The organism is Streptomyces sp. NPDC005483, from assembly GCF_040606035.1.
GTDB lineage: Bacteria > Actinomycetota > Actinomycetes > Streptomycetales > Streptomycetaceae > Streptomyces.
Genome location: NZ_JBEXEA010000004.1, coordinates 310066 through 331904, shown reverse-complemented (window position 1 = coordinate 331904; position 21839 = coordinate 310066). Strand labels below are relative to the sequence as shown.

Below are 21839 nucleotides of genomic sequence, written 5' to 3'. Positions count from 1 at the left end.
GCTACCGGCGCAGGGGCCAGGCCGCGTCCGCGTGGTCCGGCTCCTCGCCCACGTGGCGGGCGCAGGCGTCGGTGAGGACTTCCAGGAGGGTCAGCGGGTCGGGCAGCGGGTGTTCGAGGCCGCGGACCCAGTGCACGGTCTGGTCGCCGGGCAGCCGGGCGGGCGGTACGAGGACGTAGGAGCCGCGGCAGTGCCAGCGCAGGCCGGGGTGTTCGTCCGCCGTCTCGGGGTGGCAGTCCAGTTCGCACGGCCACCACTCGTCCTCGTCCTCGGGGGTACCGCGGGTGAGGGTGAAGAAGAGGAGCCGCCCGTCGTCGCTCTCGGCGACCGGGCCCACGTCGACGCCGGCGTCCAGGAGCCGCTCCAGGGCCTCCCGGCCGGCTTCCAGGGGTACGTCGAGGACGTCGTGGACCATGCCGGTCGCGGTGATGAAGTTGGCCTGCGGCTGGTGCCGGGCCCAGCGCTCGATCTGCGCGCGGTCGGTGGTCGACTGGGTCTGCCAGGCGAAGGACACGGGGTGCCGGGCGGGCGTCGGACAGCCGACCCGGTCACAGGAACAGCGGTATCCGGGAGCGGGATGCGCGGCGGGCGCGAGCGGGAGTCCCGCTGAGGCGGCGGCCAGCAGCAGGGCCTCACGACCGCCGTCGTCCCCGGCGGCGGCCTCCTTCGGCCGGCGTCCGCGCAGCCACTGGGAGAGTTTGCCCTGCAGGCCGGTCCGGCCTCCCGACTCCTCGCTCATCTACCACCCTCGCCTCGCTGTCGTGCAAAACAGCATGCCCTATGGTCCCACCTTCCTCTGCTCCGGGGGGCCCTGAGCGGATATGAGGGGTTGGGGGCAGCAATGCCCGTTGACCGTGTACGGCTCAGCGGGGTGCGATGCCGTGGAGGGCGTAGTCGACGAGGGTGTCGGTGTAGTCGTAGCTGATCGGGCCGGTGTACTGGAGCCAGCGCTGGGCGAGGGGGGAGACCCAGAGTTCGAGGGCGATGCGCGGGTCGATCTCGGGGCGCACCTGGCCGGCCCGCTGGGCGGCGCACACCCGGTCGACGTACAGCTGGAGCGAGGGTTCGAGGAGCTTGGTCACGAAGGCGCGGCCGACCTCCTCGTTGACGACGCCCTCGGCCGCCAGGGCGCGGGAGGGGGCCTCGAAGCGGGGGTCCTTGAGCTGGTCGACGGTGAGCCGCAGTACGGCCTTGAGGTCGGCGGCGAGGTCACCGGTGTCCGGGATGGCGTACGCCTCCTCGGGACCGGCCTCGCGTGCCGCCTGCTCGCTCAGGTCGAGGAACGCCTCCATCAGCACCTGCGCCTTCGACGACCACCAGCGGTAGATCGTCTGCTTGCCGACACCGGCGCGGGCGGCGATGCCCTCGATCGTGGTCTTCGGGTAGCCGACCTCGGCCACGAGGTCGAGGGCGGCGTCGTAGATGGCGCGGCGGGACCGCTCGCTGCGGCGGGTGGTGTCGGGGGCGGGCTGTTTGACCATGGGGCGACGGTAGCAGGGCGGTGAGACGGCGCGTCTCGTGTGCTACGGCGGCGGCCAGGGGTCGCCCCAGGCCGCGTCCCGCGCCGCCCGGTACAGCTCGCCGTGGCGCTTGGTGACCGTGCGCCGGGACAGCCGCTCGTCGGGTTCGCACAGGTCGAGGAGGACCTGGCCCTTGCGGATCTGGGGGCGGCGGATCACCCGGGCGGGTGCCGGGTCGGCCGGGAGGCGGGTGGCGGCGACGTAGCTGAACTTCTCGTCCTCGTACGGCAGCGAGCCGCCCTTGACCTTGCGGTGCAGGGAGGAGCGGCTGACCCGCGCCGAGAAGTGGCACCAGTCCTCGCCGGGGACGATCGGGCAGGCGGCGCTGTGCGGGCAGGGCGCGGCGATACGGAAGCCGGCGGCGATCAGGCGGTCGCGGGCCTCGATGACGCGGGCGTACCCGGCGGGGGTGCCGGCCTCGACGATCACGACCGCCTGGGCCGACGCCGCCGCGGTGTCCACGAGGGCGGTGCGGTCGGCCGGGGTGAGTTCGTTGAGGACGTACGAGACGGTGACCAGGTCCGTGGCGGGCAGAGTGAGGTCCTTGCCGATCCTGGCGCGCTGCCAGTGGGCGTCGCTCAGGGCCGGGTTCGCGGTGGCGATCTCTCGGCCGAGGGCGAGCGCGGGGTCGGACCAGTCGAGGACGGTGACCGCCCGGTCGCCCGGCCAGGTGGCGGTGACGGCCCAGGTCGCGGCACCGGTGCCGCCGCCGACGTCGGTGTGGTCGGCGGGGGCCCAGCCGGGGACGGCCCCGGCGAACGCCTCCAGCGCCGCGTGGACCGCCTCGAAGGTGGCGGGCATGCGGTAGGCGGCGTAGGCGGCCACGTCCGCGCGGTCGCGGAGGATGGGGGCGCCGGTGGGCGTGGTCCCCCGGTAGCTGGCGATCAGCCGGTCCACCGCCTGGGCGGCCTGCTTGGGCGGGAGTCCGTCGAGGAGGACGGCGAGCCTGGTACGGAGGGTCTCGGCCGGGGGGGCGGGGGCGGTCACCCGGTGATTCTATGGGCGACCGGGGTGGGGGTGGACGTCGCGGGTTCCGGGGCACGGTGCGGGGTTCCCGCCCCCCGGTGCAGCTTGGAAGGCCCTGGCGCCCTCTCCGCCCTCGCCCGGCTGTCCGGTGGGCGTTGCGGATTCCCGCGCCCGGTGAGGGGTGGGCGTCACGGGTTTCCGCCTCCCGGCGCGGCTTGGAATCCCGTGTCGCCATCTCTGCCCTCGCCCTCCTGTCCGGTGGGCCTCGACGCTTCCCGCCCCCGGGGCAGGGGTGGGCTTCGCGGATTCCCGCGCCCGGGGCGAGGGGGTTGTCGCAGGTTCCTGCCCCCGCCGCGGCTGGCAGCCCCCTGGCGCCATCTCCGCCCTGTCCGGTGGGCGTCGCGGATTCCCGCCTCCCGGGGCAGGGGTGGGCTTCGCGGATTCCCGCGCCCGGGGCGAGGGGGTTGTCGCAGGTTCCTGCCCCCGCCGCGGCTGGCAAGCCCCTGCCCGCCCGCTGTCCGGTGGGCCTCGCGGGTTCCCGTGCCGTGCGTGGGTGGGCGTCGCGGATTCCCGCCTCCCGGTGCCGGGGCGGGCGTCGCGGATTTCCGCCCCCGTCGCGGCTGGGAAGCCCCTCACCCCGTAGCGGCTAAGAGGCCCCCGTCCCCCTGACCGCCCGCGTCACCCATGGCGCCCTCGCCCGGTTGTCCGGTGAGGTCGCGCCTTCCCGCCCTCGCCCGCGTGTCCGGTGAGCCTCGCGGATTCCCACTCCCGCCGCGGCTGACAAGCCCCTCGACCCCCTCGCCGCTAAGAGGCCCCCGTCCCCCTGACCGCCCGCGCCACCCGTGTCGCCATCTCCGCTCTGGGGCGGTTGTCCGGTGGGCGTCTCCTCGGGTGGACCGTGTTGGCCAGGAGGACGACGAATGTGTCTGTCGCCGGGTCCAGGACCAGTGACGTGCCCGTGAAGCCCGTGTGGCCTGCCGCTCCCCGCCCCGCCAGCTCCCCCATGAACCACTTCTGGTCGATGGCGAACCCCAGCCCGGGTGGCGTCAGCAGGAGTTCCACGAAGTCCGGGCCGAGGATGCGGGCGGGGCCGTACGCGCCGCCCGCCAGCAGGGCCCGGCAGAAGATCGCGAGGTCGCGGGCGGTCGAGAAGAGGCCCGCGTGGCCCGCCACCCCGCCCAGCGACCACGCGTTCTCGTCGTGGACCACGCCCCGCAGCATCCCCCGGTCCACCTTGGCCCACGGTCTGCGTTGGTCCTCCGTGGCCGCCGCCCCCGGGCAGGGGCCGAAGCGGGTGGACGTCATGCCGAGGGGGCGGGTGATGCCCTCGTGGACGAGGACGTCGAGGGACCGGCCGGTGATGCGTTCCAGGACGTGCTGGAGGAGGAGCGGGTTGAGGTCGGAGTAGGTGTAGGTGCCGGGGACCCCGACGGGCGGCTCCGCGCGCAGGAGGTTCAGGCGGTCCTCGTCGTCGTCGCAGTCGTGGAGCGGGAGTTCGGGGCGCAGGCCCGAGGTGTGGGTGAGCAGTTCGCGGACGGTGATCCCGTGCGTCGCGGCCGCCGTGAAGTCCGGAAGGTACGCGCCGACCCGCGCGTCGATGCCCAGCGTGCCGCGCTCGATCTGCTGCACCGCCGCCACGGCCGTGAACAGTTTGGTGAGCGACGCCAGGTCGAAGGGGGTGTCCACCCGGGCGGGAACGCGTGCCTCCGGTGGCAGCTCCACACCCGCGTCGGCCTCGGGGTCGTAGGACGAGTAGCGGACGGCCCAGCCCGAGGCCTCCTCCACCGCGATCACCGGGCCGCGCCCCGCGACGAGGACGGCGCCTGGGGTCCAGGGGCGTGCGCCGGTGGTGAGGATGCGGAAATCCCGGACAAGCCGCCGGAGTTCCCCGGGGTCGAGCCCGGCCCGTTCCGGAGTGTCGGTGCGCAGTCTCGGTGCGCTCAGCTCTCTGCTCCCTCCACAGTCGCACGCCTGTTCCAAGGACGGCACATTGCCATGAAACACAGGAGCGCTACCAGTGCGGCCGCCAGTTGGACGACCGCCATCGGGACGGCCGTGTCCTCCCCGGCCATCCCTACCAGTGGGGAGGCGACGGCGCCGATGAGGAAGGAGGACGTGCCGAGCAGGGCGGACGCGGAACCGGCGGAGTGCTTGGTGCGCAGGAGCGCGAGGGACTGGGCGTTGGGCAGGGTGACACCCATCGCGGACATCAGGACGAACAGGCCGGCGGCGACGGGGAACAGGCCCACCTCGCCGAAGACCCCGGTCGTCATCAGCAGCAGCGCCGCGGCCGCCGCCGTCACCGTGAGCAGGCCCACGCCGAGGACCCGGTCCAGGCCGACCCGGCCCACCAGCACCTTGCCGTTGATCTGCCCGACCACGACAAGGCCCACCGAGTTCACGCCGAACAGCAGGCTGAAGGTCTGCGGGGAGGCGCCGTAGATCTCCTGGACCACGAATGGGGACGCCGAGATGTAGGCGAACAGTGCGGCGAAGGCGAAGCCGCCGGTGAGCATGTAGCCGGTGAAGGGCAGGTCGGCGAGAAGACGGCGCATGGAGTGCAGGGCGTCGGTGACGCCGCCGGTGTGCCGCTCGGTGGCGGGCAGCGTCTCGGGCAGCCTCGCCCACACCAGGCCCGCGAGCAGCGCCCCGATGACCGTCAGGACCACGAAGACGCCCCGCCAGTCCGTCACCCGCAGGATCTGCCCGCCGATCAGCGGAGCCACGACCGGCGCGACCCCGCCGATCAGCATGAGGGTGGAGAAGAACCGGGCCATCGCGACCCCGTCGTACAGGTCCCGGACCACGGCCCGGGCGATCACTATGCCCGCGGCGCCCGCGAGACCCTGGGCCAGCCGGAAGCCGACCAGGAACTCCACGGTCGGCGCGACGGCGCACAGCGCGGTGGCGAGGACGTACACGAGGAGACCGGCGAGCAGCGGGCGCCTGCGGCCCCAGCGGTCGCTCATCGGGCCGACCACCAGTTGCCCGAGCGCCATGCCGAGCAGGCAGGCGGTGAGGGTGAGCTGGACGGTGGCGGCGGGCGCGTGCAGGGAGTCGGTGACCTCCGGCAGGGACGGCAGGTACATGTCCATCGCGAGCGGGGGCGTGGCGGTGAGGCCGCCGAGGAGCAGGGTGACGAGCAGGCCGGTGCGGCGTACGGCGACCGTGGGCGGTTCGCCGGCCGCGGCCGCCTGCTGCTTCAGGTGCGGTGTCGGTGCCCCCTGCTCGGGCATGTGCCCCTCCCTCTTCCAGTGATCCGCCACCTATGCTCTCAGCTCGTACAGGGTGGCGAGGGTCAGGTGAGCGAGGGTGGAGCCGGGAATGACGGAGCAGAGGGTGCGCTGGGGGATTCTGGCGACGGGCGGGATCGCGGCGGCGTTCACCGCGGACCTGGTGGATCTGCCGGACGCGGAGGTGGTCGCGGTGGCCTCCCGGTCCGAGACCTCGGCGAAGGCGTTCGCGGAACGGTTCGGGATCGAGCGGGCGTACGGCGACTGGGGCGCCCTCGCCGAGGACGCGGACATCGATGTCGTGTACGTCGCCACCCCGCACGCGGCGCATCGCGCGGCCGCCGGGCTGTGCCTGACCGCCGGACGCAATGTCCTGTGCGAGAAGGCGTTCACGCTGAACACGCGGGAGGCCGAGGAGCTGGTCGCTCTCGCGAAGGAGCACGGGCGCTTCCTCATGGAGGCCATGTGGATGTACTGCAACCCGCTGGTCCGGCGGCTCAAGACCCTCGTCGACGACGGTGCGATCGGCGAGGTGCGTACCGTGCAGGCCGACTTCGGGCTCGCGGGCCCCTTCCCGCCCTCGCACCGGCTGCGGGATCCGGCGCAGGGCGGGGGCGCGCTGCTCGACCTCGGGGTGTACCCGGTGTCGTTCGCGCAGCTGCTGCTCGGGGAGCCCTCGGACGTCACGGCGAAGGCGGTGCTCTCCGAGGAGGGCGTCGACCTCCAGACGGGCGCGCTGCTCTCCTGGGACAGTGGTGCGCTCGCGTCCCTGCACTGCTCGCTGACCGGCGGTACGGCCACGATCGCCTCGGTCACCGGCTCGCTGGGCCGGATCGACATCCCGAACGGCTTCTTCCACCCGGACCGTTTCGTCCTGCACCGCGACGGGCGCGACCCGGAGGAGTTCGTCGCCGACCCGGCCGACGGGCCCCGCAACAGCCTCAAGCACGAGGCCCGCGAGGTCATGCGGGCGCTGCGGGCCGGTGAGACGCAGTCCTCACTGGTGCCGCTGGAGGGCACGCTCGCGGTGATGCGGACGCTGGACGCGGTACGGGAGCGGATCGGCGTCCGCTACCCGGGAGAGCCGGCCGGGGAGGCCGTCACGCCGGCGTCGGTCTGAGACCACCTACGCTGCGGGGCCATGGACACCAAGAACGTGAAGAGCGCCGTGGTGACCGGCGCGGGCTCCGGGATCGGGCGCGCGGTCGCCGTGGAACTGCTGCGGACGGGCTGGTCGGTGACGCTGGCGGGGCGGCGGACCGAGACGCTGGAGGAGACGGCGGCCCTCGTGCCCGAGGGGGCCGCTCTCGACGTACGGACGGACGTCTCGCGCCCCGACGAGGTGGCCGCGCTGTTCGCCGCCGCCGTGGAGCGGTTCGGGCGGGTGGACCTGCTGTTCAACAACGCGGGGACCTTCGGGCCCGGCGGGGTGCCGGTGGAGGAGCTGCCGTACGAGGCGTGGCGGCACGTGGTGGACACCAACCTCAACGGCGCGTTCCTGTGCGCGCAGGCGGCGTACCGCCAGATGAAGGAGCAGGATCCGCGGGGCGGCCGGATCATCAACAACGGGTCGATCTCGGCGCACACGCCCCGGCCGCACTCCGTCGCCTACACCGCGACCAAGCATGCCCTCACCGGCCTCACCAAGTCGTTGTCGCTGGACGGGCGGCCGTACGGCATCGCGGTGGGGCAGATCGACATCGGGAACGCGGCGACCGACATGACCGCGAGCATGGGGGCCGGGGCGTTGCAGGCCAACGGCGAGGTCGTGCCGGAACCTGTGATGGACGTGGCCGACGTGGCCCGCACGGTGCGGCACATGGCGGAGCTGCCGCTGGAGGCGAACGTGCAGTTCGCGACCGTACTGGCGACGGCGATGCCGTATGTGGGACGCGGCTGAGAAGTCGATTTCCACAAGCGGAATTTCTGATTCCACCCCCTTCGTGGCCGATCGACGGCTTATGCTCATCACACGCCCTCCACAAGAGATTCACACTTGGGGGAAGGCGTTCCGTCGACTCCATCCGAGGGGGGAGCGCGGCGGCCGTCCATGGACCGGATGGGGGTGGATCTCGCGTGGGACCGCGAGGTACGCACCGGTCCGTGGACGGCCACCGCGCACATTCTCAGCTCGCGCACATCCCTTCCCAGCCGACGCACAACCCTTCCTCACGGCCCCGCAATCCTTCGTCCCTACCTTGAGGACGCGCCCACAGCGGGCGCCAAGAACCTTCGAGGAACGGGATGTTTGGCATCTATCTCAAGCGCGAGCTGGGCCGGCGCAAGAAGGCGGCTCTGGTCATCGCTCTGGGTCTGGCGCTCGGTATCGCGCTGGTCATCACCGTCAACTCGGTGTCGGCCGGTATGACTCAGGCTCAGGACAAGGTCCTGAAGTCGCTGTACGGCCTCGGCACCGACATGACCGTCACCAAGACCAGGTCGGCCCCGACGTCCGGCAGTTCGGGCAGACCGAACTTCCAGTTCGACGCGAACTCCGACGACAGCGACGACACACAGAGCTCCGACCGCGTGATGACCCAGGGCGGTCAGGCCCTGGCGGCCGGCGTGGTCACGAAGGTCGCCCAGCAGAAGGGCGTGGCGAGCGCGGTGGGCGCGCTGACCCTCAACGTCACCAAGGTCGACGGCTCCTTCACCCAGGGCAAGGCGCAGAGCTCCGGCGGAAACACCGGGAACAGCGGCCAGGGCGGTCCGGGCGGCGGCTCCGGCGGCAACAGCACCGCCGCGCCCAAGGTCCAGGGCGGCGGCGCCGACTTCGACGTGAACTCCTACTCGGTCGCGGGCGTCGACGTCAGCGACCAGACGCTCGGCCCGCTGGCGGGCTCGAAGATCACCACCGGCAAGACCTTCACCGCGGCGCAGACCGACGCGAAGGTCGCGGTCGTCAGCAAGTCGTACGCCAAGGAGAACTCCCTCAAGGCCGGGAAGACCCTGAAGATCTCCGGCACCAAGTACACGATCATCGGCATCGCGACGCCCGACAGCAGCGAGTCCACCACCGACGTCTACCTGCCGCTCAAGCAGGCCCAGACGCTGGCCGACGCCAAGAACAAGGTCACCACGATCTACGTCAAGGCGACCGACTCCCAGCAGATCGACTCCGTCAAGGCGGCGATCCAGAAGAACATCTCCGGTACGACCGTCACGACCTCCGCCGACCTCGCGGAGACCGTCTCCGGCTCCCTGTCCACCGCCTCCAACCTCGCGACCAGCGTCGGCAAGTGGCTCTCCATCGCCGTGCTCGTCGCCGCCTTCCTGGTCGCCGCGCTGCTGACCTCCTCGGCGGTCTCGCGCCGGGTGCGGGAGTTCGGCACCCTGAAGGCGCTCGGCTGGCCGAGTCGCCGGGTCACCCGGCAGGTCGTCGGCGAATCGATCGTGAACGGCCTGCTCGGCGGTGTCCTCGGCATCGGCCTGGGCCTCGCGGCCGCGTACACGGTGACCATGATCAGCCCCAAGCTGACCGCGCAACTCGGCAACACCGGCGGCGGTGGCGGCGCGGGCGGGCCCGGCGGTGGCGGCGGCCCCGGTCAGCAGGCCGGCCAGAACACCATGGAGATCGCGCTGTCCGCGCCGGTCTCGATGACCACCATCGCGCTCGCCGTGGGCCTCGCGGTGACCGGCGGGCTGATCGCCGGGGCGATGGGCGGGTGGCGGGCCTCCCGGATGCGGCCGGCGGACGCGCTGCGCAGCGTGTCCTGACGCTCCCCTCCCCTCCCCTGCCCTCCTTCTTCTCTACGGCTTTCTTCTCTACGGCTTCTCTACGGAGTTCTCATGCACAGACTCACCGGCGTCACCAAGCGCTACACGCGCGGCAAGGAGACCGTCGAGGCACTGCGCGGCGTCGACCTCACCATCGAGGACGGCGACCAGCTGGTCATCCAGGGCCCCACCGGCGGCGGCAAGTCCACGCTGCTGCAGATGATCGGCGGACTGGACCGCCCCACCGAGGGCAGCGTCGAGCTGGACGGCGTCGACCTCGCGAAGATCAGCGAGGCGAAGCTGACCCGGCTCCGGGCCGAGAAGATTGGCATCATCTTCCAGTCGTTCAACCTCATCCCCACGCTCACGGCGCAGGAGAACGTGGAGACGGCGCTGGTCCCGCTGGGAGTGAAGCCGGCGGAACGGCGTGAGCGGGCGGCCGAGGCGCTCCGCTCGGTGGGGCTGGGTGAGCGACTCACCCACGCGCCGGCCGAACTCTCCGGCGGGCAGCAGCAGCGGGTGGCCATCGCGCGGGCGTTGGTCAAGAAGCCGAAGGTGCTGCTCGCCGACGAGCCGACCGGCAACCTCGACGAGTCGATGCGGGACGAGATCATGGCGTTGCTGGAAGGGCTGTGGCACGAGTACGGGTTGACGTTCATCATGGTCACGCATGACTCGTCGATCGCGCGGCGGGCGCCTCGGCTTGCCACCATCAAGGCGGGACTGATCACGCTGACCGAGCAGTCGTTGGCTCAGGGATAGGCGTCGTCCGGGACGGGGCCGCTCATCGTCCGAGAAGGCTGTCGACCTCGGTCAGCTGGTCGGCGGTGAGCGGGCCCTTCTCCATGGCTGCCGCGTTCTGCTCCGCCTGGACCACCGAACGGAAACCCGGGATCGGGACCGTGCGCGGGCTGCGGGCCCAGATCCACGCGAGGGCGCCCTGCGCGAGCGTACGGCCGTCGCTCGTCAGGATCTCCTTCAGCGCGTCGATCCTCTCCAGCCACTCCGGGTCGGCCGCCGTACCCTCCCCGAAGCCCTGCAGCCAGGCCGGGGGCTTGCTGCGGATGTCCCCCGCGTCCTGCGGACGTTGACGCTTGCCCGCGAGCAACCCCATGGCGAGCGGGCTGCGGTTGACACTCGTGAGCCCCAACTCCTCGCACAGCGCCAGCATTTCGGGTGCGTCCTGCATCACGTTCAGCGCGTGCTGTACGGCCGCACAGTGCTCCCCCTGGGCGAACACCGCGGCGCGGGCCGGGTCGTCGGTGCTCCAGGCGTAGGCGCGGATGAGCCCTTCACTCACGAACTCCTCGCAGAGGTCCCGGAGTTCGGCCGCGAGGAGCGGGTCGAGGTCGGACAGGTGGAGCTGGTAGAGGTCGATGTGATCGGTGCCCAGGCGTGCCAGGGAAGCGGTGAGAGCGCGGCGGGCGTACTCCGGTGTGTGGTCGGAGCCGGTGAGGGTGCGGGTGTCCTCGTCGAAGACGTTGCCCCACTTGGTGGCGAGGACGACGTCGTCCCGGCGCTTGCCCAGCGCACGGCCCAGCACCCGCTCGCTGTGCCCCGCGCCGTAGGTGTCGGCCGTGTCGAAGAAGGTGACACCCAGGTCGAGGGCGCGTCGGACGGCCCGGACGGACTCCTCGTCGTCGACCTTGCCCCAGCCGAGCGGCTGCCCGTCGGCGTCCTGCCATTCGCCGCCGATGGCCCAGCAGCCGAAGCCGAGAGCGCTGACCTCGATGCCGGAGCGGCCGAGAGTGCGTGTGATCTCCATGCCTGAGAACGCTAGGAGTTGGAGCGCACACGAAGGCAAGGGGCCGTAGGGGATTTCTACGCCTGGCCGGTCTCGAAGCGGGAGATCCTGCCGTCCTCGCCGACCGTGAAGTCCCAGCGGGTGCGCATCTCGCCCCAGGCGTCGTTGCGGTAGTGGGCGAGGAGGGAACGACCGCCGTTGGACTCGTTGTCGACGTCGAGGTGGCCGTTGGAGGAGAAGATCTCCCGGTCGATCCACTCGTCGAGATCACGGTCGCTGCCGTCGTCCGCCATGGTCGCACCCGGCGCGAGCAGGGCCAGGAGCGCCTCGCGGTCATGGGCGTTGACCGCGGAGACGAAGGCGCGGACGGCCGGGTCGCGGAGTCGGGCGGTCTGAATCGTCATGCCAGCCAGACTCACACCGCTCCCCCGGGCCCGCCACCCGAACGGCCGCGCGAGTGTTCCGGGCAGGTGTGAGCGGTGCGACGGTGGAAACGCGAGGGGGGTCTCGTCTCGTTCCACTTCTTGTGCTGGGAGTCATCGTGACCGCTTACGACCGACGTGATCTGGGCCTGCTGCTGCTCCGGCTGGGAACCGGGGGTGTACTGGCCGCCCACGGCGCGCAGAAACTGCTCGGCTGGTTCGGCGGCGGCGGCCTCGAGGGCACCGGCCAGTTCATGGAGTCCGTCGGCTACGCGCCGGGCAAGGCGAGCGCCACGGCGGCGGGACTGGCCGAGGCGGGCGGCGGCACCCTGCTGGCACTGGGCCTGGCAACCCCGGCGGCGGGTGCGGCGGCGGCCGGCGCGATGGCCGGCGCGTCCGCGGTACACGCGCCCAACGGCTTCTTCAACGCGGGCGGCGGCTACGAGTACGCGGCCTCACTGGGCCTCACGGCAGCGGGCCTCGCGGTGACGGGCCCGGGCCGGATCTCCCTGGACCACGCCCTCGGCCACACGGTGAACCGGGGCTGGATGGTGCCGGTCGCCCTCGGCGCGACGGCGCTGGTGACGACGCTGGTCGTGGGGGCGCGGAATCGGCGGCTGCGGGAGAAGGAGGGTGGGGGTGACGACGGTCAGGCGTCGCTGTTCGAGGAGGAGGAGGCGTTGTTCGGGGAGTAGAACCGACCGGCCGGCTCCCCCTTGGCCTGACCTTTCTGAGGGACGCGCGCCCGTGACAAGCTGCTCCGCATGAGTGATCACGCCATCACCCCCTCTCCGGACCTCTGTGACCTCTGTGACCTCTGGAAGTCCGTCGACGCCCTGTGGACCTGGTTGGAGACGGATCAGCCGGTGAAGGGCCGCGAGGGGCTCCTCCTGCGCATGCTGAAACTGTCCGAGGAGGTCGGCGAGGTCTCCGAGGCGGTCATCGGGGCGATCGGCCAGAACCCCCGCAAGGGCGTCAGCCACACCTGGGACGACGTGCAGGGCGAGCTGTGCGACGTGGTGATCACCGCGTTGGTGGCGCTGCGCACGCTGACCCCGGACACGCGCGAGGTCTTCCACCGCCATCTACAGAAGGTGACGGAGCGTTCGCTGGGGCACGGACCCGCCTGATTCACCCGGAGTGAGCGCCGCGGCGAACGTCACCCGGTCGGTCTACGCCCCGGGCCCCCGCACCCCACTCCTCGGACGATGTACCGGACGACGGCAGCGGTCGGAGGAGCCCCGTGAACGACACCCCCGCCCCCTTCACAGAACAGGACTACGCGGCCCGTATGACCAGGGCGGTCAGGGACACGACCGGGGCCGGCCTGGCCGGACTGCTCCTGCCCCCCGGCCCCGACCTGACCTGACCTGGCTGTGCGGCTACCGCCCCACCGCGACGACGGAACGCCTCACCCTCCTCGTCCTCACCCCCGGCTCCGAACCCCGCCTGCCGGTCCCGTCCCTCGAACGCCCCGACGCGGAAGCGGCCCCCGGCGCGAACGCCCTCCGCATCTCCGACTGGCGCGACGGCCAGGACCCGTACGCCGCAGCCACCGGCCTCCTCCTCCCCAACGGCCGCTAGGCGTCTCCGACACCACCTGGGCCCTCCACCTCCTCGGCCTCCAGGAGGCCCTGCCGCTGACGACCTACCGCCCCCTGACCGTCGTACTCCCCCTGCTCCGCGCGGTGAAGGACACCCACGAGGTGGCCCGCCTCACGGCGGCTGGAGCGGCGACGGACGCGGCGTACGAGGAGATCCTCACCACCCTCCCTCACGGGCCGAAGCGAAAGCCAGGTGGCCGCCGCCCTGGCCGGTCTGCTCCACGAACATGGCGACAGCCAGGTCTTCACCACGGTGGCGTCCGGCCGCAACAGCGCGAACCCGCACCACAAGTCGGCCGACCGGACGCTCAGGAAAGGCGACATGGTGATCCTGCACCTCGGCGGCCGGAAGGACCGCTACAGCTCGCACACGACCCGCACGATCCACGTCGGCGAACCGACGGAGAAGCAACGCACGGTCCACGACACCGTCCGCACGGCCCAGGAGGCCGCCGTCGAGGCGACAGCCCCGGGCATGACCTGCCGGGAGATCGACCACAGGGCACGCGGACTGCTCGAGCTTCAAGAAGGGCAACTGGATGGACATCGGTCTCGACCTGGCCGGATTCGTCCCCTTCGGTGACCTGGCGCGCGTCGGAAAGGTGGCCAAGGGAACGCTCACCGGCGTCAAAATCCCATGAACGTCCTCGACTTCGGTGTGAAGGCCGCCGACTCCTGGAAGCGTGCGGGTGACATCGTCGAGAGTGTCGGCGGAACCGCGAAGCTCGGCGAGGACGCCGAGAAATGGGTGATGCGGAACTGGGGTGAACTCGGCTCGAAGGCGCATGCCATCCACGTCACCGCCGACACTCTCAAGGATCGCTTCGCGGTCGCCGTCGCCAAGGAGTTCGGGGACTCCACCTTGTACCGGGCGGGGGCGGGAGTGTTGGACAGGCCGTTCCAGAAATTGATGCCGACGTTGGTCGAGAACACACCTCTGGGTCGCATTCCGGCGATCGCGGACTCCGTAAGGCCCGTGGTCGACGGCGCGGGCAACACGGTGTCCCATTACGTCGATCCCAGGTCATGGACGGCCCGCGGTTACGAAGCGGTGATGGGCGCGAAGGGGCTGTACACGGAAGGCGCCCGTCTCGTCACGGACGACGTCCAGTACGCGTCCGAGAAGTTCCATGAGAGCGTCGACAGGGCGCGTAATGCCGCCGGGGAGTTCGCGGACCGCGCAGCCGCCGTGAATCCCTTCGGCTGATCCGATCGGCACCTCCAACCTGCGTCAACAGCGGCCGTATCCTCTACGAATCCGTATCTCACCCGGAGCCGGAGACCAGAATGCACCCCACTCCCCAGGAGCAGCCCTCTTCGGCCTTTTCCGCGCCGATGCAGCCGCCGCAGACCCGGTACAGGTTCGTGGTCAAAGCGAACAACCCTGTCCCGGCAGGCTCTCAGCCCGACATCGAGATGAGCTCGACGATCCGGTTGACGGGTGCTCAGCGCGAGGCCGCCCCGGTGGCGGAGGTCTTCGAACAGCGGACGACGGAGCGGTGGAGTCGCCGGTCTCCGATCCCTTTCTGGATCCACGGCGGAGGCGGGGGTGGGGCTGGGGGCGGGCTGATGTGCTCAGTCCAGCCGGCCGGCCCGGACGTCCACGACGTGTACGCCGCCGACGGCACACCACTGGCCCGCATCACGCGCCGCATGGGCCGCTTCCTCCCCTGGCCCCGCCGTGTCCGGTGGACCGTACAACTCAGCGGCGCGCCCAGGGCCTTTACAGGAAAGATCGGGAGCGGGCACACCTGGACCCTGTACATCCTGACCTCTCCACTCTGGCTGCTCTTCTTTCTCTTCATGCTGGTCTACTCACTGTTCGAAGGCGACACGACCGACACCGGCCTTGACGGCCCAACCCGCACGCGCTGGCGCACGCCTGGAGCCGGAACAGCCCTGGACTACCGGGGAATCAACAAGGTCTACCACTACGAGCCCCAGCGCCTGGACGTCCGCGTGGCCTATGCGCAGGCGGTGTTGCATGCGTGGGAGCGGGTGCGCTGACCACGCTGAAACCGCTGGCCTCGATGGGCTCGGTGCTCTCGGCGGTCGCGTCGGCGGGTCGCGAGGGGTTGGGCAGCGTCAGGAAGCCCGCGGCAGCGATCACCAGGATGCCGGCGTCGAGCAGCAGAATGGTGCGGAACGGTGAGGAGAGTCGGCGCGCTGCCGTAGGGCCTCGCGGTTGGCGCCGACGTTCTGGGCATCCGCCTCACCCCTGCTGGATGTCGGTGATCTCCACGGAGAGCTCCGTGGCCGCCGAAGCGGTGCTGACCAGAGACGGTCTGTAGCTGAGGCTGGTCTGGTTCGTCAGCTCGGCGGTCTGAATGACCGGCCCGGACTGGTCTCCGTGGATCTCGTAGGTGATCTCGTAGACGGCGTCCGGGTCGAGGTCCCCACTGCTGCGGAGGTAGGTGAGCTCCGGTTCCACGGTCACGTGCAGCCCGCTGATCCGAAGCACTGCCGCGCGGTGGTGCGCAGGTCGATCGAAAGGCTGTCAGCGTCGACGTCGACGTAATGTCCCGTGACTGTCAGCGAGAGGCCCTATGGTCGTTCCCACGTGTCAGGAAGCCATCAACTGCCAAGGGGGACCAGGTTGCAGGCCAAAGAGACGTTGTTCGCCGATCTCGTGCAGGGGAGGGCCCAGCAGTTCCAAGTGCCGCTCTACCAGCGGACGTACTCCTGGACGGAGAAGCAGCTCAGACAGCTGTGGAGCGACATCCTGGAGCAGGCCGAGTTGATCGAGCGCGGCGAGAAGGCGAACACGCACTTCCTGGGGTCCGTCGTCCTCGCGCCGTCGCCGCAGAACGATGCGACGTTCCCTCGCTGGCTCGTCGTCGACGGCCAGCAGAGGCTGACCACACTCTCCCTCGCCCTGGCCGCGATCCGCGATCACGTCAGGGACGCCCAGCCGCGCGACGCCGAGCGCATCGACGAGCAATACCTGATCAACAAGTGGCAGAACGGCAGCGACCACTTCCGGCTGCTGCCGACCCAGGCGGACCGGTCGCAGTTCGCCGCGCACGTCCGCGGCCCGCTCACGGAACAGGCCGCCGGCGGCGGTGTCGCAGCTGCCTACTGCTTCTTCCGCCGCAAGCTGGTCGAGGCGGCCGATCCCGCCGCTCCGCAGGACGTGTTCCGCATCGAGCAGGCCATCACCTCCCGGCTGACGCTGGTGGCGGTGACCGCCGAGCGCGGCGACAACGTGCACCGCATCTTCGAGTCCCTGAACAACACCGGACTCAAGCTCAGCCAGGCCGACCTGCTGCGCAACTACCTGTTCATGAAGCTGCCCACCCGCGGTGAGCACGTCTACGAGGCCTACTGGCTGCCGCTGCAGGGCAGCCTGAGCAACGAAGAGCTGGAACAGCTCATGTGGCTGCAACTGGTCCTCGACGGCGACGACCGGGTGCGCCGCCAGGACCTCTACGCGGCTCAGCAGCAGCGCTTCGAGCACGGAAAGGCGACCGAGGAGGACATCGAGGCCTACATCATGGAGTTGCACCGCAGTGCCGCTCTCTTCCGCCGCCTGCTGCACCCCGAGGAGGAGCCGGACACATCGGTCCGCGCCCATCTGCGCCGCCTGGACGCTTGGCAGGCTCAGGTCACCTATCCCGCGCTGATGCTGCTGCTCGACCGGCGCGAGCGGGGGGCCCTCGACTCCTCGGACGCGGCCCGTGCGATGTCGTACATCGAGAGTTTCCTGGTGCGCCGGATGATCTGCCGCGTGCCGCCCAACAACCTCAACAGGATCTTCCAGGCCGTTCCCGGGCAGCTCCCTCTCGACGTGCCCGTCGCCGACGGAATGCACCAGCTGCTCTCCGCCGACAACCGGTTCTGGCCCGCCGACGACAAGCTGCGCGAGAAGATCCGGAAGGCACCCTTCTACCAGTTCGGACGGCCCCAGCAGCGCAAGATGGTGCTACAGCGGCTCGAGGAGAGTTACGAGCATCCGGAGCTGGTGGACTTCGCCGCCGCGCAGCTCACCATCGAGCACGTCATGCCGCAGGCCCCCGGCGACGAGTGGCTCCGGATGCTGGGCGAAGACGTGGCCGACGGAGAGCGCGTGGAGGACCTGCACTCCCGGCTGCAGCACACCCTCGGCAACCTGACGCTCACCGCGGTGAACTCGGAGCTGTCGAACCACCCCTTCGAGCGCAAACAGGGCCTGCTCCAAGGCAGCCACCTGGAGATGAACCGCCGCATCGCCGCCACCGAACGGTGGGGTGCGAAGGAGATCTTCGCCCGCGCCGACGAACTCGCCGACCGTGCGGTCGCGTTGTGGCCGGCACCGCTGCGCGGCGTCGGCCGCGCGGAGCGCAGCCGGGACTGGCAACTGGCGCACCAGGTGCTCGCAGCACTCCCCCACGGCAGTTGGACGTCGTACGGTGATCTCGCCGCGTTCCTCGGCTCCGGAGCCCAGGCTGTGGGCAATCACCTGGCGGGGACACCCGGGGTGGCCAACGCGTACCGGGTGCTCACCTCCGAGGGCAGGGTCTCCGAGGGATTCCGCTGGACATCTGACGACGAGGGCGGCGACGTCCGTTCCCGGCTGACAGCCGACGGCATCCGGTTCACGGTGACCGGATCCGCCGACCCGGTCCAGCGCCTCACCGCCGACGACCTCGCGCTGCTGGTCGCTGAGGACGACGACAGGGAGAGCGAGGACACCGCACAACGGACGCCGGGCGGCAGCCAGGGCGAGGAGACGCGCGCCGACCGGTTCTTCCGCCAGCTCGCGGCGGACGACTCCCCCGAGACGGTCGAGGCGGTACGCGCGCTCTTCGCGCGATGGGAGAAGCTCGGCGGCTGGATCGGGCACGGGGCGGGCCAGGTCATGACGAGCGCGTTCCTCATGCTCGGGGAGGCGGGCGCGCCGGGCCGCGGTATCTGGCCGCTGACGCTCTACCCGGGCGGTGGGCGGGGCGGCACGGCGGAGGTGGTGTTCCAGTACCTGGCTGCACGCGAACCCTTCACCGACCGAGCACTGCGCGCCGAACTCCTCTCCCGTCTCAACGAATTGGAGGGCGTAGACATCCCGGAGGGCAAGCTGGAGCTGCGCCCCAACTTCCGCCTGTCAGTGCTGGAGAAGGACCGCAACCGCGAACTGCTCGCCGAGACACTGGCGTGGTTCCGGGGTCGCTGGGAGGAGCGGGGCACGGCCTGAACGCACGAGCACCGATCCTGATCCACTTCAGGCACCCAAGGAGCGCACGAGCGAGCACGGAAGATCGCGCTCCTGTCGAAAGTGGTTACGCTTCGCCGGAGCCCAGGGCGGTTTCCGCGTCGTGGCCGCCCCAACTGTCGGGGGTGCGCCACAGGACCTGAACCCCGAAGACACCGAACACGGTGTTGGCCGACCAGTCCTCGGCGGGCGGTTCGGAGAGCACCAGGTAGAGGCGATCGGCAGGAGCGGGCAGGGTGTGGTTGATCTCCAGGAGGCGGGTGGCTCCCGCGCGGAGGTCGGCGTAGGTGGAGCGGCCGGCACCGAGGACCTCGTAGAGGAAGTGGCCGTCGTCCGCGATCCGGCTGACGTCGACGACCGGGGAGTCGGTCGGCTGCAGGTCCTCCCAGAGCAGGGCGGCCTTGAGAGCATGCCGCACCGCCTCGTGCTTTCTGCACATGCGGTCGGCGGTCGCCGCGCTCTCCAGCGAGTGCAGAAGCCCTTGCGCTGACGCGGGCGTGGCGGGCAGGTCTTCAGCGGGGGTCACGGGCTCGGTTTCCTTCTGCTCGGACTGCTGTTCAGCGGTGGCGGGTGCGTCGTCGGTTTCGGGTTCGCCCGTGGCGACCCGGTGCTGGAGGGCCTCCCGGGCTTCGTGCAGGGCCTGCGCCCAGCCGGCGCGTGCCAGGTCCGGCTGGAGGCGGCTCAGGTCCAGGTCGCCGTCCTTGAGCATGCGGTTGGTGTGCGCCGCGAGGTCGCGCAGGAGGCTGAGGCGATGCTTGTCCGGGGATCCGAGCACGCGGCGCACGTCCACCCAGTCCGCCTGGTCGCGGCGGAGGACGCGGTTGGCCATGCCCTTGAGCTCGGACAGACGATCACGGGCGTTCTCCGGAACGGTTCCGTCGCCGTTGGTCAGTTCGTCGAGAACGCTGAGCGCCGCCAGGTAGCGTTCCGCCATTCTCGGCGATATGGGCTGGCGACCGCGCTGGTCCGCGGTGAGCAGGCAGTGGTTCGTCTCGTGGGCGAACACCCAGCAGTCCAGTTCGTCGCCGGGGCGCGGGGGCACCGAGCCGTGGCGGACGGTCAGGACCAGAGGGACGTCGATCCTGGGAGACAGGGCCTTGGCCTTGTACCGGCCGCCGGGTGCCCGGCCGATCACACGGACTCGGAGGTCCGTGCCGATCTCGGGGATTTCACCGTCGGCCATGCCCGGTTCGCCTTCGGTGGGCGCTGGTTCGGTACCGCCGCCGTCGGTGGTCGTGAGTGCCTCCGGGAGCGGGGACGTGTGCAGGACGGTCAAGCTCTGGGTGCTGCGGGTGAGCGCGACGTACAGCTGGCGCAGACCGGCCGGGCCCCGGTCGGCGATGGTGGCGGGTTCGACGACGAGGACGTGGTCGTACTCCATGCCCTTGGCCTGGGTGGCGGCCAGCACGGACACCGCCTCGCGTCCCTGCTCGGTGATGCCCTCGGCCAGGTCCAGCTGGCGGCTGATCTCGTTGAGCCAGCCGGAGTCGTCCGGGACGATGACCGCCACGGAGCGCAGGGTGTGTCCGTCGCTGGTGCCGATGAGGCGGATGGCTTGGGCCACGGTGTCGCCGAGGAGTTTCCACGGCTCGGTCGCGACCGTGCGGACGGCGTCCTCTCCCGCCGCACGCACGGCCTGCGGGTACGGCAGCTTGGGGGCGACGGTACGGGCCAGGGGGGCGACGAACTCCATGATTTCGGCGGGCACGCGGTAGCTGGTGTTCAGCTCGGCCACACTCCAGTCGCCGTGGTCGGACAGGAGGGTGCCGAGGCGGTCCCAGTCGGTGTGAGTATGGGGGCCGGTGGCCTGGGCGAGGTCACCGAGGATGGTCATCGAGCCCTGCGTGGCGGAGCGTCGGCGCAGGGAGCGGGCCTGCATGGGTGTCAGGTCCTGTGCCTCGTCGACGACGATGTGCCCGTACCGCTGCGGGGTCTCCCCGGTGATGAGATACCGCAGTTCTTCGAGGCAGACCCGATCGTCGAGCGTCCAGGGATCGGCATCGGCCGTGTCGGCCCGGGGACGGTGCACAGCGGCCTGCTCCGCGGCGTCGAGAATGCCCTCGGCGCAGGTACGCAGAAGGTCTTCGGAGTCGTAGAGGGTACGGAGGGCTTCCCTGGCGCCCGGTGACGGCCAGACGCGTTCGATCAGGCGCTCGACCTGACGGTTGCGTTCCAGGTCGCGGCGGATCGTGTCGTCGCGGCTGCGGCGAGGGGCGACGGCGACGAGTTCCCGCAGCAGGCGGTCGACGAGCAGGCCGCGGAAGCGGTCGCGGCGCTCACGGTAGGAGCCGTCGCCTTGGCGCACGTCCTCAAGGAGGGCGATCACCTCGGAGCGCGGGATCCGCAGGGTCGTGCTGCCGACGGTGACGGTGAACTCCGGCTTGGCCCCCTCGTAGGAGGGGGTGGCGGTGAACTCGTCGACGGCCTCGGGACGGCACTCGATCTCGACGCGCCGCCGCAGGACGGCCGCCATGCGTTCATCGGACTTCACCATCCGCGCCGTGGGGATGTCGGTGCCGAGGATCTCGCCGTCCCACAGGCGCGTCACCTGCACGGCGTTGACGTTCCGGGTGCCGAGCGTGGGCAGCACCTGGCTCACGTAGTCCAGGAACCCCTGATGGGGGCCGACGACGAGGACGTCCTGGGCTTTGAAGTGCCCGTTGTTGACGAGCCAGGTCACGCGGTGCAGGCCGACCGCCGACTTGCCGGTACCCGGGCCGCCCTGGATCACGAGGATGTCGGAGGGCGAGCCGGTGACCAGGGCCATCTGGTCGCGGCGGATGGTCTCGACGATGTCCCGCATGCTGCCGCGGCGAGAGCGCTGAAGCTCGCGCAGGAGGAAGTCGTCGGGCTGCAGCGGCTTCTGACGCTGGACGCGGGCGATGTCGGCGGGCGTTGGGACGGGCGAGCTCGGTACTCCCTCCTTCGGCGTGACGGTGGCCGGCTCCGCGGGCTGGGCCTCCCGCTGAGCGTCGTCTACCGCTGGCCGTGGCTGCGGAACGGGGGCGGTGGCAGTGATCTCGTCGAAGTAGTCCTTAACGTCACGCTGTACACAGCGCAGTCGCCGCCGCAGGAGCACCTCGCCCGGGGCTTCAGGCAGCGCCTCGAACCACTTCTTGGCCAGCGGGCTGGTCCACAAGAGGACCACACGGTCGCTGGTCGCGGGGTCGCTGACGCCACGTCGTCCCACGTACCAGGGCCTGTGCTCGTCCTGTACATCGATGCGGCTGATTACCAGCGACTCGTTGCCGAGTCCGTCGTATGCCGCGGCCAGCTCCTCGGCCACGATCCGGTTGGCGACGCTGTCCTTGCCGCTGGCGGAGGCCATGGCGACTGACCCCGCGGTCATTTCGGCCAGCCGTGCGGCATAGCAGTCGTAGGCGCGGTCCACCGCCTTCTGCTCCATGGCGATGATCTCGTTGCGCGTGGTGGTGCCCATGTACATCCC

At 70.8% G+C, this 21839-nt stretch carries 18 protein-coding genes and 1 pseudogene; 10 read left to right on the top strand and 9 right to left on the bottom strand.

Features of this window, described 5'->3' with window-relative positions; translation table 11 throughout:
• Position 1: 1 nt before the first annotated feature.
• The 5 genes from ABZT06_RS10490 to ABZT06_RS10470 form a co-directional block, all read right to left on the bottom strand.
• Complete coding sequence (locus ABZT06_RS10490; protein WP_355737858.1) at positions 2-739, bottom strand: bifunctional DNA primase/polymerase; 738 nt, start codon at positions 737-739, stop codon at positions 2-4.
• Positions 740-863: 124 nt separating this feature from the next.
• On the bottom strand, positions 864-1481 hold the full coding sequence (locus tag ABZT06_RS10485) for a TetR/AcrR family transcriptional regulator (protein ID WP_355737855.1): 618 nt from the start codon (positions 1479-1481) through the stop codon (positions 864-866).
• A 42-nt stretch (positions 1482-1523) separates the two neighbouring features.
• Positions 1524-2507 carry a small ribosomal subunit Rsm22 family protein gene (locus ABZT06_RS10480; RefSeq protein ID WP_355737852.1) on the bottom strand — a complete coding sequence of 328 codons (984 nt, stop codon included), beginning with the start codon at positions 2505-2507 and terminating at the stop codon, positions 1524-1526.
• A gap of 783 nt (positions 2508-3290) precedes the next feature.
• A complete protein-coding gene (locus ABZT06_RS10475; RefSeq protein ID WP_355737850.1) occupies positions 3291-4475 on the bottom strand; it encodes a serine hydrolase domain-containing protein in 1185 nt (394 codons plus the stop codon).
• Positions 4427-5722 carry a multidrug effflux MFS transporter gene (locus ABZT06_RS10470; RefSeq protein ID WP_355737847.1) on the bottom strand — a complete coding sequence of 432 codons (1296 nt, stop codon included), beginning with the start codon at positions 5720-5722 and terminating at the stop codon, positions 4427-4429. The genes ABZT06_RS10475 and ABZT06_RS10470 overlap by 49 nt, the downstream gene beginning before the upstream one ends.
• A gap of 88 nt (positions 5723-5810) precedes the next feature.
• On the opposite strand from ABZT06_RS10470, the gene ABZT06_RS10465 reads away from it, so the two are divergent.
• The 4 genes from ABZT06_RS10465 to ABZT06_RS10450 all read left to right on the top strand — a co-directional run bounded on the left by ABZT06_RS10465 (position 5811) and on the right by ABZT06_RS10450 (position 10198).
• A complete protein-coding gene (locus ABZT06_RS10465; RefSeq protein ID WP_355737844.1) occupies positions 5811-6839 on the top strand; it encodes a Gfo/Idh/MocA family oxidoreductase in 1029 nt (342 codons plus the stop codon).
• A 21-nt stretch (positions 6840-6860) separates the two neighbouring features.
• Positions 6861-7619 (top strand): SDR family oxidoreductase, encoded by a 759-nt coding sequence (locus tag ABZT06_RS10460; protein WP_355737841.1) that lies wholly within the window; start codon positions 6861-6863, stop codon positions 7617-7619.
• A gap of 344 nt (positions 7620-7963) precedes the next feature.
• Positions 7964-9436 (top strand): ABC transporter permease, encoded by a 1473-nt coding sequence (locus ABZT06_RS10455; RefSeq protein WP_355737839.1) that lies wholly within the window; start codon positions 7964-7966, stop codon positions 9434-9436.
• 72 nt (positions 9437-9508) lie between these two features.
• The gene (locus ABZT06_RS10450; protein WP_355737837.1) at positions 9509-10198 is read left to right on the top strand and encodes an ABC transporter ATP-binding protein; all 690 of its coding nucleotides are present in this window, start codon (positions 9509-9511) and stop codon (positions 10196-10198) included.
• A gap of 22 nt (positions 10199-10220) precedes the next feature.
• Here ABZT06_RS10450 and ABZT06_RS10445 read toward each other — a convergent pair whose 3' ends face one another.
• The gene (locus tag ABZT06_RS10445; protein WP_355737834.1) at positions 10221-11201 is read right to left on the bottom strand and encodes an aldo/keto reductase; all 981 of its coding nucleotides are present in this window, start codon (positions 11199-11201) and stop codon (positions 10221-10223) included.
• Positions 11202-11257: 56 nt separating this feature from the next.
• Positions 11258-11584: a nuclear transport factor 2 family protein gene (locus tag ABZT06_RS10440; RefSeq protein WP_355737832.1), complete on the bottom strand. Its 327-nt coding sequence runs from the start codon at positions 11582-11584 to the stop codon at positions 11258-11260.
• A gap of 137 nt (positions 11585-11721) precedes the next feature.
• Here ABZT06_RS10440 and ABZT06_RS10435 point away from each other — a divergent pair, with 137 nt between their 5' ends.
• From ABZT06_RS10435 to ABZT06_RS10415, 5 genes and pseudogenes are all read left to right on the top strand, one after another.
• Positions 11722-12297 (top strand): DoxX family membrane protein, encoded by a 576-nt coding sequence (locus ABZT06_RS10435; protein WP_355737830.1) that lies wholly within the window; start codon positions 11722-11724, stop codon positions 12295-12297.
• Positions 12298-12366: 69 nt separating this feature from the next.
• Complete coding sequence (locus tag ABZT06_RS10430; protein ID WP_355737828.1) at positions 12367-12732, top strand: MazG-like family protein; 366 nt, start codon at positions 12367-12369, stop codon at positions 12730-12732.
• A 161-nt stretch (positions 12733-12893) separates the two neighbouring features.
• Positions 12894-13723 (top strand): annotated as a pseudogene (locus tag ABZT06_RS10425) (Xaa-Pro peptidase family protein); the annotation flags it as partial.
• A gap of 120 nt (positions 13724-13843) precedes the next feature.
• Positions 13844-14413 carry a hypothetical protein gene (locus tag ABZT06_RS10420; RefSeq protein WP_355737826.1) on the top strand — a complete coding sequence of 190 codons (570 nt, stop codon included), beginning with the start codon at positions 13844-13846 and terminating at the stop codon, positions 14411-14413.
• Between the two features lie 362 nt (positions 14414-14775).
• Positions 14776-15213, top strand: a complete 438-nt coding sequence (locus ABZT06_RS10415; RefSeq protein ID WP_355737824.1) for a hypothetical protein — start codon at positions 14776-14778, stop codon at positions 15211-15213.
• A 205-nt stretch (positions 15214-15418) separates the two neighbouring features.
• Here ABZT06_RS10415 and ABZT06_RS10410 read toward each other — a convergent pair whose 3' ends face one another.
• Entirely contained in the window at positions 15419-15667 is a 249-nt protein-coding gene (locus ABZT06_RS10410) for a hypothetical protein (RefSeq protein WP_355737821.1), read from the bottom strand.
• 135 nt (positions 15668-15802) lie between these two features.
• Between ABZT06_RS10410 and ABZT06_RS10405 the strand changes: the two genes are divergently transcribed.
• Complete coding sequence (locus ABZT06_RS10405; RefSeq protein WP_355737819.1) at positions 15803-18373, top strand: DUF262 domain-containing protein; 2571 nt, start codon at positions 15803-15805, stop codon at positions 18371-18373.
• Between the two features lie 85 nt (positions 18374-18458).
• On the opposite strand, the gene ABZT06_RS10400 is transcribed toward ABZT06_RS10405, so the two are convergent.
• Positions 18459-21830, bottom strand: coding sequence for an ATP-binding domain-containing protein (locus ABZT06_RS10400; RefSeq protein ID WP_355737817.1), 3372 nt, complete (start codon positions 21828-21830; stop codon positions 18459-18461).
• Positions 21831-21839: the final 9 nt, after the last annotated feature.

Coding starts and splice junctions, on each gene's coding strand:
- ABZT06_RS10490 (WP_355737858.1), bottom strand. CDS start 739: ATGAGCGAGGAGTCGGGAGGCCGGACCGGCCTGCAGGGCAAACTCTCC.
- ABZT06_RS10485 (WP_355737855.1), bottom strand. CDS start 1,481: ATGGTCAAACAGCCCGCCCCCGACACCACCCGCCGCAGCGAGCGGTCC.
- ABZT06_RS10470 (WP_355737847.1), bottom strand. CDS start 5,722: ATGCCCGAGCAGGGGGCACCGACACCGCACCTGAAGCAGCAGGCGGCC.
- ABZT06_RS10465 (WP_355737844.1), top strand. CDS start 5,811: ATGACGGAGCAGAGGGTGCGCTGGGGGATTCTGGCGACGGGCGGGATC.
- ABZT06_RS10460 (WP_355737841.1), top strand. CDS start 6,861: ATGGACACCAAGAACGTGAAGAGCGCCGTGGTGACCGGCGCGGGCTCC.
- ABZT06_RS10455 (WP_355737839.1), top strand. CDS start 7,964: ATGTTTGGCATCTATCTCAAGCGCGAGCTGGGCCGGCGCAAGAAGGCG.
- ABZT06_RS10450 (WP_355737837.1), top strand. CDS start 9,509: ATGCACAGACTCACCGGCGTCACCAAGCGCTACACGCGCGGCAAGGAG.
- ABZT06_RS10445 (WP_355737834.1), bottom strand. CDS start 11,201: ATGGAGATCACACGCACTCTCGGCCGCTCCGGCATCGAGGTCAGCGCT.
- ABZT06_RS10440 (WP_355737832.1), bottom strand. CDS start 11,584: ATGACGATTCAGACCGCCCGACTCCGCGACCCGGCCGTCCGCGCCTTC.
- ABZT06_RS10430 (WP_355737828.1), top strand. CDS start 12,367: ATGAGTGATCACGCCATCACCCCCTCTCCGGACCTCTGTGACCTCTGT.
- ABZT06_RS10420 (WP_355737826.1), top strand. CDS start 13,844: ATGAACGTCCTCGACTTCGGTGTGAAGGCCGCCGACTCCTGGAAGCGT.
- ABZT06_RS10415 (WP_355737824.1), top strand. CDS start 14,776: ATGTGCTCAGTCCAGCCGGCCGGCCCGGACGTCCACGACGTGTACGCC.
- ABZT06_RS10400 (WP_355737817.1), bottom strand. CDS start 21,830: ATGGGCACCACCACGCGCAACGAGATCATCGCCATGGAGCAGAAGGCG.